This is a genomic window from Brucella pituitosa (assembly GCF_965577835.1).
Lineage (GTDB): Bacteria > Pseudomonadota > Alphaproteobacteria > Rhizobiales > Rhizobiaceae > Brucella > Brucella pituitosa.
In genome coordinates, this window is record NZ_OZ264092.1 from 1103406 (window position 1) to 1118507 (window position 15102).

The following is a 15102-nucleotide window of genomic DNA, read 5'->3' on the forward strand; positions in this document are numbered from 1 at the left end:
GTATTTACTCGTACGAAGATGATGCAATAAGGAGAGTCGTCATTAATGGCGACCTTCACCACGTATTGGCGAAAGCGTCAACCTTTTGCGGATGAAAAGCCTGAAAGCGAGAGTTTCATGTCAGATATTGTAGCGAACCTGAACAAGGTCAAGGCTGTCATTGCCAATGCCGAAGAAGAAGCACGCCGCGATAAGGGCTCTGTGACACTCGTTGCTGTGTCCAAAACATTCGAGGCCGAGGACATTCGCCCTGCCCTCGACGCAGGCCAGCGGGTCTTCGGCGAAAACCGCGTGCAGGAAACACAAGGCAAATGGCCAGCGCTGCGTGAAGCCTATCCGGGCATCGAGCTGCATCTGATCGGGCCATTACAATCCAACAAGGCAGCCGACGCTGTAGCTCTGTTCGATGTGATTGAAACCGTGGACCGCGAAAAAATTGCAGCCGCCCTCGCCGCCGAGATCAAGAAGCAGGGCAAAAGCCCGAAGCTTTACGTTCAGGTCAATACCGGCCTTGAGGAACAGAAGGCTGGTATCGCGCCCAAAGAAACAATTGCCTTCGTCGAGCGTTGCCGCAAGGAACATGGCCTCGCCATCGAAGGGCTGATGTGCATTCCGCCTGCCGACGAAAATCCGGGGCCGCATTTTGCGCTGCTCGAAAAGCTTGCGCGCGAAGCCAATGTCGACAAGCTCTCAATGGGTATGTCAGGCGACTTTGAGACCGCTGTTGGCTTTGGCGCAACGTCGGTGCGCGTTGGCTCAGCAATTTTTGGCGGAAGGAGCTATTCGCCTTCCGCATGAGTTGACGGCTGCTGTCTGCGCGCCCTCACCCGCTCAATAAGCCTGGTATAAATCCAGGCCAAAGCGATTGCGACCGCGCAGCCGAGCGCGATTTCGATCAACCGCGATAAGGCAAGCAGTAGTTCCTCGTTGCGCGACTGAGCAAAGCGTCCCGCATCCATCACAATCACCACGGTTGCGGGCGCCAGTCGCCAATTGACCGGATATCGGTCGATCATGAGGATGACAAATACCGTCAGGGCGGCCCCGAACAGGCTCGCAATGGGTGAATATCCCACGAGCCAGATAGTTATCATGCCGATGGCACATCCAACCGCCGTATTGATCGCGCGTGCCTGCGAAAGCGCAAGCGTCGTGCGAACGTCGGGATCTGAAATGATAAGCACAGTGATCACAGCCCAGATCGGATGCTCAATCCCCGCCCATTGCAACGCAAACCAACAAATCAGACAGCCGAGCAACGTCTTTGAGGCGTAGAGCAGCGCTTTTTCCGGGTGGGACAGATGCACAAACGCCATTTGGCCTTCCAGCAATCTCATTGAAAACAGGTCGTGCTATGCATCTTAGAGCATAATTCCTTAAACTTGGATCAGTTAAGGTAAAATTATGCTCTAATTTTAAAGTGTTAGAGCGACCTTTGCGCGCCCAATAGGGCGCCCGGCGCTCTAGATCAGCGTTTGTCAGTGTAAAATAATTTCTCCCTGCACGCTCTTCCAACCAGATGGTCCCAGCAGTCTGCAATGCGCGTAAGCGACTGAATGCAACGGCCCGTCGATCTTTTCCTTCCAGAATTCTATGAAATGATTGAGCACCGGAAATTCCGGCGCGAGATCGTAGTCCTGCCAGACAAAAAGCTGCAGCACATGTGGATGATCAGGCATGTGATAGAAGATTTTCGCCGTCGTCAGACCGTAACCGGCAAGCTGCAGTTCAAAGGCCGACTTTGAAATAAAAGCGGATGTCGTCATGGCGATTTCCCCTTTTTACGAAGAGCCGTTCTAAATATTTAGCGGCTCCGATAGGAATTATAATCGCGCAAAATAGTTTTTAAAGCGTAAAAACAATATGTTAGCACTAATACAGCATGAGTGCTGCCGCTCCGTTCATATTTTTGTGCTGCGTCATTGTGGACCATAGTCGATCCCAATGTCTAATTTACGTTGGACGCGACGGAATGTAGATGAGTCTGGCGATAGCTTCGCCCCGATGCGGGCTATCGATTACGGCGGGAGGATCGCCGGACAGTTATGGAGGAACACATGTCGGAAAAGCTTTACCCCGTTCTGCCGGGGGCAAAGAAGAACACGCTCATTGACAACGAGAAATATCTCGAATGGTACAATGAAAGCGTGACCGACCCGGATGGCTTCTGGGCCAAGCATGGCCGCCGGATTGACTGGTTCAAGCCCTTTACCAAAGTCAAGAATACTGATTTCAACGGCGACGTATCGATCAAGTGGTATGAAGATGGCGTCACCAACGTCTCCTACAATTGTATCGACCGCCATCTGAAAAGCCGTGGCGATAAGGTTGCGATCATCTGGGAAGGTGACAACCCGTACATCGATAAAAAGATCACCTATCTTGAGCTTTACGAAAATGTCTGCCGCCTCGCCAATGTGCTGAAAAAGCACGGCGTAAAAAAAGGTGACCGCGTCACCATTTATCTGCCGATGATCCCCGAAGCGACCTATGCGATGCTCGCCTGCGCCCGTATTGGCGCTGTGCATTCGGTCGTCTTTGCGGGCTTCTCGCCAGAAGCGCTTGCTGGCCGTATCGTTGATTGCGAATCCACTTTTGTCATCACCGCCGATGAAGGTGTACGTGGCGGCAAGCCTGTCCCGCTCAAGGAAAACACCGACACTGCCATCGACATTGCTGCCAAGCAGTATGTCATCGTCAACAAGGTTCTCACGGTGCGCCGCACCGGCGGCAAGGTGAGCTGGGGACCGGGCCGCGATCTCTGGTATCATCAGGAAGTGGCAAGCGTTGAGCCGACCTGTGAACCTGAACCAATGAACGCGGAAGACCCGCTGTTCATCCTTTATACCTCCGGCTCGACCGGCAAGCCAAAGGGCGTGCTTCACACCACCGGCGGCTATCTCGTCTATGCTTCGATGACGCATCAATATGTCTTCGACTATCACGACGGCGATGTTTACTGGTGTACCGCGGATGTGGGCTGGGTGACGGGTCATTCCTACATCGTCTATGGACCGCTCGCCAATGGCGCGACCACGCTGATGTTTGAAGGTGTGCCAAACTTCCCGGATCAGGGACGGTTCTGGGAAGTCATCGACAAGCACCATGTCAACATCTTCTATACAGCGCCAACTGCAATCCGCGCACTGATGGGCGCGGGCGATGAGTTCGTCACACGTTCGTCTCGCTCGACATTGCGCCTGCTTGGCTCGGTCGGCGAACCGATCAACCCGGAAGCTTGGGAATGGTATTACAACGTCGTGGGCGATCAGCATTCGCCGATTGTCGATACCTGGTGGCAGACGGAAACCGGCGGCATTCTGATTACACCATTGCCCGGTGCAACCGACCTCAAGCCGGGCTCCGCAACCCGTCCGTTCTTTGGTGTAAAGCCGCAGCTCGTGGACAATGAGGGTGCAGTTGTTGAAGGCGCGGTCGATGGCAATCTCTGCATCATCGACTCGTGGCCGGGTCAGATGCGCACACTTTATGGCGATCACAAGCGCTTCATCGAAGCTTACTTCTCCACCTACAAAGGCAAGTATTTTACCGGTGATGGCTGCCGCCGCGATGACGACGGTTATTACTGGATCACTGGTCGCGTCGATGACGTGCTCAATATTTCCGGTCATCGTCTTGGCACGGCGGAAATCGAGTCGGCACTCGTCTCGCATCACTCGGTTTCGGAAGCTGCGGTTGTCGGCTATCCACACCCGATCAAGGGACAAGGCATCTATTGCTATGTCACATTGATGACTGGCGCGGAAACACAGGATGCTGACGCTTTGCGCAAGGAGCTGATCAGCCACGTGCGTAAGGAAATCGGGCCAATTGCAACGCCAGATAAGATTCAGTTCTCGCCGGGCTTGCCAAAGACCCGTTCGGGCAAGATCATGCGCCGCATCCTGCGCAAGATCGCCGAAGACGAGTTTGGAGCACTGGGCGATACCTCCACTCTCGCCGATCCGGGCGTCGTGGACGATCTGATCGAAAACCGTCAGAATAAGAAATAACAACAAAAGGCCGGGATTTCCCGGCCTTTTTAGTATCGCGACACCCTTATCCTGAGGAAGCGCGAAGCGCTGTCTCAGGGTGAGGATAACTACCGGTCGCAGGAGCGGAAATACCCCAAATTTTAAAAATCGATTGTCCGACCCTTAATCTCCCAGTCGCCAAAACGAGCAGGATCTTTGCCGCCGCGACCGCCGATTTCTCGCGGGAGCTTTTCAGCCGTCTCAGTGGAGCGGCGTTCTTCGGCTTCTTTGAGCGCGCGCTGTGCTGCCGCCGGCAAATCGTCAAACTTGCGCGGAGCTACATTATCATTGATGTCGGTTTCGTTGAATTTATCGGTCATCCGCGGCAAATCCATTATTGAAGCTCAGAGGTTTCATACCCATCATATAGTTAAACTTGGTGGGCAAGCAAAACCCTGTTTGAGATCAATTCTCGCTGAACTGGAGACCTATACGCATGAATATGACGAAAACTGCCATGCTGATTGCTCTCATGACAGTCATGTTCATGAGCATCGGCTATTTGTTGGGCGGCGGCGGTGGCATGATGATCGCTCTGGTCATTGCTGTTGCCATGAACCTGTTTGGCTTCTGGAATTCTGACAAGATGGTGCTGCGCATGTACAATGCGCAGGAGGTGGATGAGCGTTCCGGCTCCGATTATTATCGTATGGTCAGAGGTCTTGCAGCCAATGCCGGTTTGCCTATGCCGAAGGTTTACATCATTCACGAAGACCAGCCCAATGCCTTTGCCACGGGCCGCAATCCGGAAAACGCAGCCGTCGCAGCCACGACTGGCCTCCTCAACCGCCTGACACCGGAAGAAGTTGCAGGCGTGATGGCGCATGAGCTGGCGCACGTTCAGAACCGCGATACGCTGACCATGACAATCGTTGCTACCCTTGCAGGTGCGATCTCCATGCTCGGCAATTTTGCCTTTTTCCTGGGTGGCAACCGTGAAAACGGCAATGGCATCATGGGTGTAATCGGCACGATCCTTGCGATGATCGTTGCCCCATTTGCCGCCATGATCGTGCAGATGGCGGTAAGCCGTACCCGCGAATATGCCGCCGACCGTCGCGGTGCTGAAATCTGCGGCAACCCGCTCTGGCTCTCATCAGCCCTTGGCAAGATCGCCCGCGGCGCTAAGTCTGTTGTCAATGAGGAAGCCGAGCACAACCCGGCAACCGCCCATATGTTTATCATCAACCCGCTGAGCGGACGTGGTGCAGACAACCTGTTTTCGACGCATCCGGACACGGATAATCGTATTCAGGCGCTTGAACAGATGGCTGCAGAAATGGGTATTCGCTCGGCTGGAATGGCGCAGCGTAACACAGCCCCTGCACAAAACAGTGGTCCTTGGGGACAAACTAGTGGTAATGCAGACAAAAATAACAGTGGTGGCTCCGGTTCCAATTCTGGCTACCGAGGCCCGTGGTCGTAGAAACGCATCCCAAGCGTTAGATAAAGTAGAACAGCGTGAACGATAAGAAACCTGCGCCAAAGCGTGGAAATAACAAGCCGCAGACACATGACTACGTCGCAGACCGTGCCGAACAACAACGGCCCGGTCTTGCCGCACGTCTCACTGCGGCCCGCCTGCTTGGTGCAGTGATTGAAAAGAACACATCGCTCGACGGTCTGACTGATAACAGCCATGGCCATCCGCAGTATCTGGCACTTGAGCCACGCGACCGTTCGCTCGTTCGCGCTATTTTGGGCTCTGCACTGCGCAATCGCGGCAGCATTGATCGCGCAATCAACAAGCGCCTCGACCGCCCATTGCCGGAAAATGCACATGCGCTGAAACACCTGCTTCATGTCGCTGTCGCGCAGATTTTCTATCTCAACCTCCCCGATCATTCTGCGGTTGATCTGGCCGTTGAAGCGGCGAATTACGACCCGCGCAATCGCAAATATGCTGGTCTCGTCAACGCACTGCTGCGCCGATTGTCGCGCAACAAGGAACGCGCGCTCGAACATACATTGCAGCCTGAAAAAAATGTGCCTGAATGGTTTTCAAGGAGCCTTACCGATTCCTACGGTCCGAAAAAAACCGAAGCCATTTTGACCATGCATGGTTACGAGCCGCCAATTGATTTCACCGTTAAAGGTGATCCGAAGGAATGGGCAGAAAAGCTTGGCGGTGTAGCCTTGCCTAACGGTTCTGTGCGTCTTCAGACAGTCGAGGGCAACCTCACCGATCTGCCCGGTTTTGCCGAGGGTGACTGGTGGGTACAAGATGCCGCCGCAAGCCTGCCAGCGCGCCTGATGGGCGACATTAAAGGCAAGCGCGTGGCGGATCTTTGTGCAGCCCCCGGCGGAAAGACTGCACAGCTTGTGCTTCAGGGCGCTGATGTAACGGCGCTTGATATGTCCGAAAACCGCCTCAAGCGGCTTGACGGCAATCTGGAACGTCTGGGCCTCAAAGCCCGCACTGTTGCAAGCAATATGATGGATTTTAAGCCGGATACATTGTTTGATGCCGTACTGCTGGATGCGCCCTGCTCATCCACTGGCACAGTGCGTCGTCACCCGGATGTGCCTTGGACCAAGACGCCGCAGGATATTAAGAAACTTGCCACACTTCAGGCCAAAATGCTTGAGCAGGCCATCACGCTTGTGAAACCCGGCGGCACAATATTGTTCTCCAATTGCTCGCTGCATCCGCAGGAGGGCGAGGATATGGCTCGCAATGCGCTGAAAAATCCGGCCATTGAAGCCTATCCGATCACGCTTGAAGAGTGCCCCGGCCTCGAAGGATTAATCACCAAAGAAGGCTTCCTGCGGTCAACCCCTGCCGATCTGCCTGCAGAAAAATTCGATGGCAATCCGAATATGGCAGGCATGGACGGCTTTTTCGCCGCCCGTTTCAGACGCAAAGCCTAAAGCATGTCGCGGAAAAGTGGGAACCGGTTTTCCAATAACGACATGCATGAAAACAAAGACTTAAAGCGCGGCTCTTGAATACGATAAATTGCGACGCGCTTTAGTCAGTTAGCAACTTCTGATTAAAATCGATGAATTTGGCATAATGGGTGCTCTGCGCCCATTATGGTTAACATTCGATTCACCATTATAGACGATTCTAAGAATGCATGATTCCGAAATCCGGAAACCGGCATTTCGATAAATCATGGCATGAAAGGACGGGCCTGCCTTATCAGGTCCAATGCGAATGAATTTTAATACGGAGAATGAAAGGGTGGCAGTCGCGTTGAGCGAAACCCCGCATCTTTGGGGACTGGCTATTGCACAGGCTTGGCGCAAGTTCAGCCGCCGTCTGCGCATGGGCCCGCTTTTCCGCTGGCGTTTCACCGGCTTCACGCCGGAACGCATTCTGATTGCTCCACCCGATCTGCGCGTTGCTGACCCCCAACTCGCTCAGGAATTTTATCACGGTCGCTTCGCGCTTGCCGGTCGCCTTGTCGAGACTGGTGGACTTTCACCTTTCGCCGTCGAACCCCCAACACCTGAGTGGGAAGCAGCACTTCACAGCTTCAGCTGGCTGCGTCATCTCAAAAGCGCCAATAGCGAGCTTGCCACCGCCAATGCACGTGCCTTGCTTGATGACTGGATGCGCCTTTATGGAAAACGCATCGGAGGACTGGCCTGGTCACCGGAAGTTACGGCTCAGCGCATCATCGCATGGTTGCAGCACTCCAATCTGATTTTGTCGGGCGCTGAACTGCCTGCCTATCGCAAATTCATGCGCTCTCTTGCCATGCAGGTGCGCTATCTGCGCACGGTGGCGTCAGCCATGGATGACGGTGAGGAGCGGCTTCGCGCCCGCATCGCACTTGCATTTGCAGCCCTTGCGCTCCCGGTTTCGCCACCGACGGCGCGTGCGGCTCGCCGCAATCTCGAATATGAGTTAAAGCGCCAGATTCTGCCTGATGGTGGCCACGTCTCGCGCAATCCCGTCACTATTCTCGAACTGCTGGCCGACCTTCTGCCGCTGCGCCAAACCTATGCCAATGGCACGGAAGCACCACCCAAGGCGCTGATCGAAGCCGTTGAACGCATGTTGCCAGCGCTCCGCTTCTTCCGCCATCAGGACGGAAGCCTTGCGCTGTTCAACGGCGTCGGGCCAACCATGTCAGAGCGCATCATTTCAGTGCTGCGCCATGATGAAACCGCGGGCTCGCCGCTGACCCATGCCCCCTATTCAGGCTATGAACGCCTGTCCATGGGGTCTACCACGATCATCGCTGACACCGGCCTGCCGCCTCCGGTCACCTCGTCGCGCGATGCCCATGCGGGCTGCCTCGCCTTTGAAATGTCCTCCGGACGTCAGCGCTATATTGTCAATTCCGGCGTCGACCGCTTTGGTCCACCAGAATTTCGTCCATTGGGACGCTCGACTGCCGCGCACTCGACGGCTACCATCAATGACACATCATCCTGCCGTTTCAGCCTGAATTCAGGGCTTTCCAACATGATCGGTACACCGATCATTGCCGGACCAACCAAAGTGCAGCGTGACCGTGTGGAAGACATGGGTCGGCAAGGGTTTGTCGCAAGCCATGACGGTTACGTCCGGCTCTTCGGAATTTTCCACGAGCGTCGCGTGGTGCTGTCGCACAATGGCAGCGTCATTCAGGGTGCCGACCGTTTCTATCGTGGCGATGCCAAAGCTTTGAAAGCCAACGGGCGCGACAATATTGCCGTGCGTTTTCATATTCACCCGTCGGTCGATATCTCATTTGATGAAAATGGCCTGATTATCCTGAGCGCACCTCATGATGACACATGGGCTTTCTCCTGCTTCGAAGTGGCGCCGCAATTAGAAGACAGCATCTTCTTCGCCGGCTTCCGCGGACCTGTGACATCAAAGCAAATCGTGCTGTCGTTTCCGGCCTCAGACCTCCCGGAAGTGAACTGGCAATTCAGCCGCATCGCCATCGGCAGCTACGCTTAATTCACAAAGCCTCTGCCTTGCGGCGTTTTAAGGTATGATTCGCGTCTCGCCTGTGCTAACTCGCCATCGTCCCACCCTTCCTGAACGCAAAACGCTTCAGCAACGAAGAGACCGTTTCCTATGGCTGTCAGCTCCAAGCATATTCCCGCTCCCGATCTTCATCGGGTGCGCCGCGCCCTCCTTTCCGTGTCCGACAAGACCGGCCTCATCGATTTTGCCAAGGCGCTTCATGCGCATGGCGTTGAAATCCTCTCGACCGGCGGTACCGCCAAGTCGATTGCCGCTGAAGGCATTCCTGTAAAGGACGTGTCCGAAGTAACCGGCTTCCCGGAAATCATGGACGGACGCGTAAAAACGCTGCATCCATCGGTCCATGGTGGCCTGCTCGCCGTGCGCAACGATCCTGAACATGTTGCAGCCATGGAAGCACACGGTATTGGTGGCATCGATCTGGCTGTCATCAACCTTTATCCGTTTGAAGAAGTTCGCTTCAAGGGCGGCGACTACGACACTACTGTCGAAAATATTGACATTGGTGGCCCGGCCATGATCCGCGCTTCGGCAAAGAACCATGCCTATGTCGCAACCGTTGTCGATCCAGCTGACTATGCAGACGTGGTAGCAGAACTCGAAAAGAACGAAGGCTCGCTACAGCTTTCTTTCCGCAAGAAGTTAGCCGCCAAGGCATTCTCGCGCACTGCCGCTTATGATGCAGCCATTTCCAACTGGTTTGCCGAAGCTATCAACGAAGAAACCCCGACCTACCGTTCTGTTGCTGGCAAGCTGCATTCAGTGATGCGCTATGGTGAAAACCCGCATCAGACCGCAGGCTTTTATCTGACCGGCGAACAGCGTCCGGGCGTTGCGACCGCAACCCAGCTTCAGGGCAAGCAACTTTCCTACAACAATATCAACGATACCGATGCGGCGTTTGAACTCGTCGCCGAGTTTGATCCTGCCCGCACCGCAGCCGTTGCCATCATCAAGCACGCCAATCCTTGCGGCGTCGCAGAAGCTGCAACAATCACGGAAGCCTATCTCAAGGCACTGGCTTGCGATCCGGTTTCGGCATTCGGCGGCATTGTTGCGCTCAACAAAACGCTTGATGAAGCAGCCGCTGAAGAAATCGTCAAGATTTTCACCGAAGTCATCATCGCACCGGACGCAACCGAAGGCGCACAGGCCATCGTTGCTGCCAAGAAGAACCTGCGTCTTCTGGTAACGGGCGGTCTTCCTGACCCACGTGCGAAAGGTATCGCAGCCAAGACAGTTGCTGGCGGCCTGCTGGTTCAGTCCCGCGACAATGGCGTCGTTGACGATCTCGATCTGAAAGTCGTGACCAAGCGGAGCCCAAGCGAAGCCGAACTCAACGACATGAAATTCGCCTTCCGCGTTGGCAAGCATGTGAAGTCAAACGCCATTGTCTATGTCAAGGACGGTGCAACAGTCGGCATCGGTGCAGGCCAGATGAGCCGCGTGGATTCGGCCCGTATTGCTGCCCGCAAGGCAGAAGACGCTGCAGAAGCCGCCGGTCTCGCTCAACCGCTGACCAAAGGCTGCGTTGTGGCTTCCGACGCATTCTTCCCGTTTGCCGACGGTCTGCTTTCTGCCGTTCAGGCAGGCGCGACGGCTGTTATCCAGCCGGGTGGTTCCATGCGTGATGATGAAGTGATCGCTGCTGCAGACGAACATGGCATCGCCATGGTGATGACCGGCATGCGCCATTTCCGCCACTAAACTTTGCGTTCATAAGCTGGCATTTAGAGCGCATCCCGAAAAGTGTGAAACGGTTTTCGGACAAAGATGCGCGTTAAAACAAATATTTAGAGCGTCGATCTGATCCAATCAGATCGAAACGCGCTCTAGCTAACGAAATGGGCTCCGGGGACATCTTCCCGGAGCCTTTTTTCATGGGCCTATCGTTGAGCTCTGAAGAAGTTGCGCCTCGCGGATTACGCAGGAATGATTGATCTTCGGAAAATGAAAGCGGCTTTACTCATAGCGACATATTTTCATCACTTTTACGTCACTCTCGAAAAAGTGAATTCATATTGCTTTCGTTTTATATTCATATTATTTCGTATTATGCGTTTTGGAGAGCATAACGAAAGTGCAGAGGATGGCACGAAGCTATTGGGAATGCCTGAGGCGTCATCCTGTATTAAGTTGATTTGGAAAGCAGGCAGTTCGCACGATTCTGGGCTCTGCCGGTAACAAACACCCGAATGGGAGGAGCAAAAGCACATGACTCAATTTATCGGTTCCATCGATCAGGGAACCACGAGTTCACGCTTCATTATATTTGACAAGCATGGCGACATTATCGCCATGGACCAGCGGGAACACGAGCAGATTTATCCAAAAGCTGGCTGGGTTGAGCACAGCGCCAACGAAATCTGGCGCAACACGCAGCATGTCATCACAGCTACCTTGAAGAAGGCTAAGCTCAAGGCTTCCGATATCGCATCGGTCGGCATCACCAACCAGCGCGAAACCACACTGCTATGGGACAAGGCAACAGGCACACCGCTTTATAATGCAATTGTCTGGATGGATACACGGACCGACGAACTGGTCGACCATTTCGTGCAGGATGGCGGTGCAGATCGTCTGCGCGACAAGACTGGCTTGCCTATCTCGACTTATTTTTCAGGCCTCAAGCTACGCTGGATTCTTGATAATGTTCCGGGTGCACGCGAAAAGGCTGAAGCAGGCGATGCTCTGTTCGGCACCATCGATAGCTGGCTTGTCTGGAACCTGACAGGCGGCACCGATGGCGGCATCCACATTACCGATGTCACCAATGCCTCCCGGACGCAGCTTATGGATCTTGCGACCCTGAAATGGGACGAGGAAATTCTGCACCTCTTCGATATTCCAGCCGCCTGTCTGCCAGAAATTCGTTCATCCAGCGAGGTCTATGGCGATATCTCCCTGCCTTCACTTGAAGGTGTCAAGCTCGCCGGCATTCTGGGCGATCAGCAGGCAGCCCTTTTCGGTCAGGCCTGTCTTGAGCCGGGCGAAGCCAAGAACACCTATGGCACTGGCTGCTTTATGCTGATGAATACCGGTGAAAAGCTGGTTCCATCAACCTACGGCCTACTCACCACAGTTGCCTATCAGCTTGGCGATAAAAAGCCGATCTATGCGCTGGAAGGTTCGATTGCCATTACCGGTGCTTTGGTGCAATGGCTGCGCGATAATCTCGGCATCATCAAAACCAGCGGCGACATTGAAACACTGGCTCGCACGGTCGAAGACAATGGCGATGTCTATTTCGTTCCTGCCTTCTCTGGTCTTTACGCCCCCCACTGGGAAGATTCGGCACGTGGTGTTGTCGCCGGTCTGACGCGTTTTGCCAATAAGGGTCACATCGCGCGTGCAGCACTCGAAGCAAGCGCCTATCAGGTGCGCGAAGTGCTGGAAGCGATGGTCAAGGATTCCGGTGTTGAAATCACCGAATTGCGGGCCGATGGTGGCATGACCATCAACGAACTTCTCATGCAGTTCCAATCCGACATCCTTGATGTGCCGGTCGTACGTCCCAAAATCATCGAAACCACAGCCCTCGGTGCCGCCTATGCGGCAGGTCTCGCCGTTGGCTACTGGAAGTCGACGAACGACATTATCGAAAACTGGCAAGTCGGCCAGCGCTGGCACCCTAAGATGACATCAAAGGAAAGAACCCGCCTGTTCGCCTCATGGGAAAAAGCCGTTCAGCGTTCCCTCAACTGGGTCGAATAAGGGTTTTAATCTGGCCCGATCAACGGGCCATCGCCTGAAATGGACAATAGTTTTGGACAGCCGGTGAGCACATTTGCCCACCGGACGGTTTTTCAGCGCCCAATTATCCTCGGAGCAAAAAATGGGTCATGGTTTTATTGGAGAATTTCTCGGCACAATGGTGCTTATCCTACTGGGTGACGGCGTCGTCGCCAACGTGCTCCTGGCCAAATCCAAAGGTCAGAACTCGGGTTGGATCGTCATAACAGCGGGTTGGGGTTTTGCCGTTCTTTGTGGTGTCATGGTTGCGGTTTCAGCGGGTGCTGCAGGCCATCTCAATCCGGCCGTAACCCTTGCCTTCTATGCGGCTGGCACATTTCCTGCTGCTGAAGTCGCACCCTATATTGCGGCACAAATGCTTGGTGCATTCGCGGGTGCTATTCTGGTTTATCTGGCCTACTTGCCTCATTGGAAGCCAACCGAAGACAAAGATCTCAAGCTTGCCGTCTTCTGTACAGGCCCAGCGATCCGCAACATTCCGGCCAATTTCATCACGGAAATCATCGGCACTTTCGTACTCGTATTCGTCGTCATCGCCATTGGCGCAAAGGCCGTTGGTGCCGTCGGCGTTCTGGGCCCGCTGATGGTTGGCCTTCTCGTATGGGCACTCGGTGTGTCGCTCGGCGGACCGACCGGCTATGCAATCAATCCGGCACGCGATCTTGGACCACGCATTGCGCATGCTCTGCTACCCATTCCGGGTAAAGGCGGATCAGATTGGTCCTATGCATGGGTGCCAGTTGCAGCACCTGTGGTCGGTGGTCTTATCGCCATTGCCTGTGCCAAAGCCGCAGGCATGATGTAAACGTTAGAGATACGCCGATCTGACCCAATCAGATCGGCGTATCTCTTTTGCCTACTGCATTTCCTTATCTATCTGTCGGCTGGATAAGGAGTTCTCGCAGCCAGCACCAAACCGACAGTAAAAAACAATACCAGTACTGACATACCCAATGCTGCCGAATGCGTGAGCGCTGTCACGGTTGCCACCAGGAACGGTCCGAGGAAGCTGGTTGCTCTTCCGGCCAATGCATAGATGCCAAAATATCGACCCGATTCTTCTGGCTTGATGCTGCGCGCGAACCAGGAGCGAGACGAGGCCTGCACGGGACCGAAGGCAGCACCCATCATGATCCCGTAAATCAGGAAGGCATGTTCCGCAGACGTCGCAAACAAGCCTTGAGCTGGCGAATAGTCGAGCGCCACCATACCAAACAGCAGATAGTCCCGCCCCGTAGATACCATCCCTATGGAAGCGAAAAACAGCAATACCAGCGAAATCATCACGATCACTTTGGAGCCAAAGCGCGCATCCATGCGGCTCGCAACAAGGCAACTGAAAATTGCCATGACATTGGTGATCATGCCGAAAAGTCCGATCCCTGTGATCGACCAATGAAACATCGATGCGGCATAGCCTGCACCCAAGGCGATGATGGCATTGACGCCATCCTGATAAATCATTCGAGCAATCAGAAATCGTGCAACGCCTGGACGCTTGCGTACTTCGCCCAACGTTGCCTTCAACTCCGACAAACCTTTGCCAAGTGCCTGTCGCAAAGGCTTTCCGCGCGCCTGATCGGGTGTGAACAAAAACATCGGCAGAACAAAAATCAGATACCAGATAGCGGCGATCGGGCCCGTGATACGGGCATCCTCTCCCTGTACTGGGTCCAACCCAAACAAGGGCTTCATGCCAAGGATCGTTTTGCCGGTTTCAGGTGAAGCCGAGAGACAAAAGACGACAAAGATCAGAACGATCATGCCGCCCAGATAGCCAAGCCCCCAGGCGAGATTGGAAACTCTCCCTATATCTTCTCGCGGCACGAGACGCGGCATCATGGAATCGTTGAAAACAATAGAAAATTCTGCAGAAACCATCGCTATGCTAAAGGCAAGCAATACCCAGAACAGATTGGCTCCCGGCACAGCAAACCACAGCGTCATCAGACTGACGATCTTGAGAACGGCAAAAAAGCCAATCCATGGCTTGCGCGCACCCGTCTGGTCGGCAATCGACCCAAGAACAGGCGATAGAATGGCGATTGCGAAGCCCGCAGCCGCAAAGCCATAACCCCATGCAATCTGCCCGGCTTCTGGCGTTTCGGCCATGCGTGAAATGAAGTAAGGCCCAAAAATAAAAGTTATGACAACCGTGAAAAACGGCTGTGCCGCCCAGTCGAAAAATATCCAGCCCCATACGCCGCGTCGAGAAGCATAGCCCCTCGCGCTCACAGATTGATCGCCCAATGAATTGCTCCTTGCCCCCGATGCTTGAAGCTTCTCTTCAGTAATTAAGCTGGACCTTATACTGCGCTTTCCCCACCTACAATAAACAAAAAAGGGCGACCGAAGCCGCCCCTTTAACTTAGAGTTGCCTTA

At 54.3% G+C, this 15102-nt stretch carries 12 protein-coding genes; 8 read left to right on the forward strand and 4 right to left on the reverse strand.

Translation table 11 applies throughout. From position 1 onward, the window contains the following. Nucleotides 1-117: 117 nt before the first annotated feature. The gene (locus tag ACSME1_RS05340) at nucleotides 118-798 is read left to right on the forward strand and encodes a YggS family pyridoxal phosphate-dependent enzyme (protein WP_024895807.1); all 681 of its coding nucleotides are present in this window, start codon (nucleotides 118-120) and stop codon (nucleotides 796-798) included. Here ACSME1_RS05340 and ACSME1_RS05345 read toward each other — a convergent pair. Both ACSME1_RS05345 and ACSME1_RS05350 read right to left on the reverse strand, forming a co-directional pair. Further along, nucleotides 780-1316 carry an FUSC family protein gene (locus ACSME1_RS05345; protein ID WP_024895808.1) on the reverse strand — a complete coding sequence of 179 codons (537 nt, stop codon included), beginning with the start codon at nucleotides 1314-1316 and terminating at the stop codon, nucleotides 780-782. The two genes, ACSME1_RS05340 and ACSME1_RS05345, sit on opposite strands and share 19 nt — an antisense overlap. A 162-nt stretch (nucleotides 1317-1478) precedes the next feature. Further along, entirely contained in the window at nucleotides 1479-1766 is a 288-nt protein-coding gene (locus tag ACSME1_RS05350; protein WP_024895809.1) for an usg protein, read from the reverse strand. A 291-nt stretch (nucleotides 1767-2057) separates the two neighbouring features. On the opposite strand from ACSME1_RS05350, the gene acs reads away from it, so the two are divergent. After that, entirely contained in the window at nucleotides 2058-4013 is a 1956-nt protein-coding gene (gene acs / locus ACSME1_RS05355) for an acetate--CoA ligase (protein ID WP_024895810.1), read from the forward strand. A gap of 122 nt (nucleotides 4014-4135) precedes the next feature. On the opposite strand, the gene ACSME1_RS05360 is transcribed toward acs, so the two are convergent. Next, the gene (locus ACSME1_RS05360) at nucleotides 4136-4369 is read right to left on the reverse strand and encodes a DUF1674 domain-containing protein (protein WP_024895811.1); all 234 of its coding nucleotides are present in this window, start codon (nucleotides 4367-4369) and stop codon (nucleotides 4136-4138) included. A gap of 101 nt (nucleotides 4370-4470) precedes the next feature. On the opposite strand from ACSME1_RS05360, the gene htpX reads away from it, so the two are divergent. The 6 genes from htpX (at nucleotide 4471) to ACSME1_RS05390 (ending at nucleotide 13525) form a co-directional block, all read left to right on the forward strand. After that, the gene (gene htpX / locus ACSME1_RS05365; RefSeq protein ID WP_105706880.1) at nucleotides 4471-5460 is read left to right on the forward strand and encodes a zinc metalloprotease HtpX; all 990 of its coding nucleotides are present in this window, start codon (nucleotides 4471-4473) and stop codon (nucleotides 5458-5460) included. 35 nt (nucleotides 5461-5495) lie between these two features. Further along, nucleotides 5496-6905: an RsmB/NOP family class I SAM-dependent RNA methyltransferase gene (locus ACSME1_RS05370; RefSeq protein ID WP_100558558.1), complete on the forward strand. Its 1410-nt coding sequence runs from the start codon at nucleotides 5496-5498 to the stop codon at nucleotides 6903-6905. Nucleotides 6906-7221: 316 nt separating this feature from the next. Next, nucleotides 7222-8937, forward strand: coding sequence for a heparinase II/III family protein (locus tag ACSME1_RS05375; RefSeq protein WP_024895814.1), 1716 nt, complete (start codon nucleotides 7222-7224; stop codon nucleotides 8935-8937). Between the two features lie 120 nt (nucleotides 8938-9057). Further along, a complete protein-coding gene (purH, locus tag ACSME1_RS05380) occupies nucleotides 9058-10674 on the forward strand; it encodes a bifunctional phosphoribosylaminoimidazolecarboxamide formyltransferase/IMP cyclohydrolase (protein ID WP_024895815.1) in 1617 nt (538 codons plus the stop codon). Between the two features lie 507 nt (nucleotides 10675-11181). Next, the gene (glpK, locus tag ACSME1_RS05385; RefSeq protein WP_105706882.1) at nucleotides 11182-12681 is read left to right on the forward strand and encodes a glycerol kinase GlpK; all 1500 of its coding nucleotides are present in this window, start codon (nucleotides 11182-11184) and stop codon (nucleotides 12679-12681) included. Between the two features lie 121 nt (nucleotides 12682-12802). After that, the gene (locus ACSME1_RS05390) at nucleotides 12803-13525 is read left to right on the forward strand and encodes an MIP/aquaporin family protein (protein ID WP_024895818.1); all 723 of its coding nucleotides are present in this window, start codon (nucleotides 12803-12805) and stop codon (nucleotides 13523-13525) included. A gap of 68 nt (nucleotides 13526-13593) precedes the next feature. On the opposite strand, the gene ACSME1_RS05395 is transcribed toward ACSME1_RS05390, so the two are convergent. Next, nucleotides 13594-14970 (reverse strand): MFS transporter, encoded by a 1377-nt coding sequence (locus tag ACSME1_RS05395; RefSeq protein ID WP_024895819.1) that lies wholly within the window; start codon nucleotides 14968-14970, stop codon nucleotides 13594-13596. Between the last annotated feature and the right edge of the window lie 132 nt (nucleotides 14971-15102).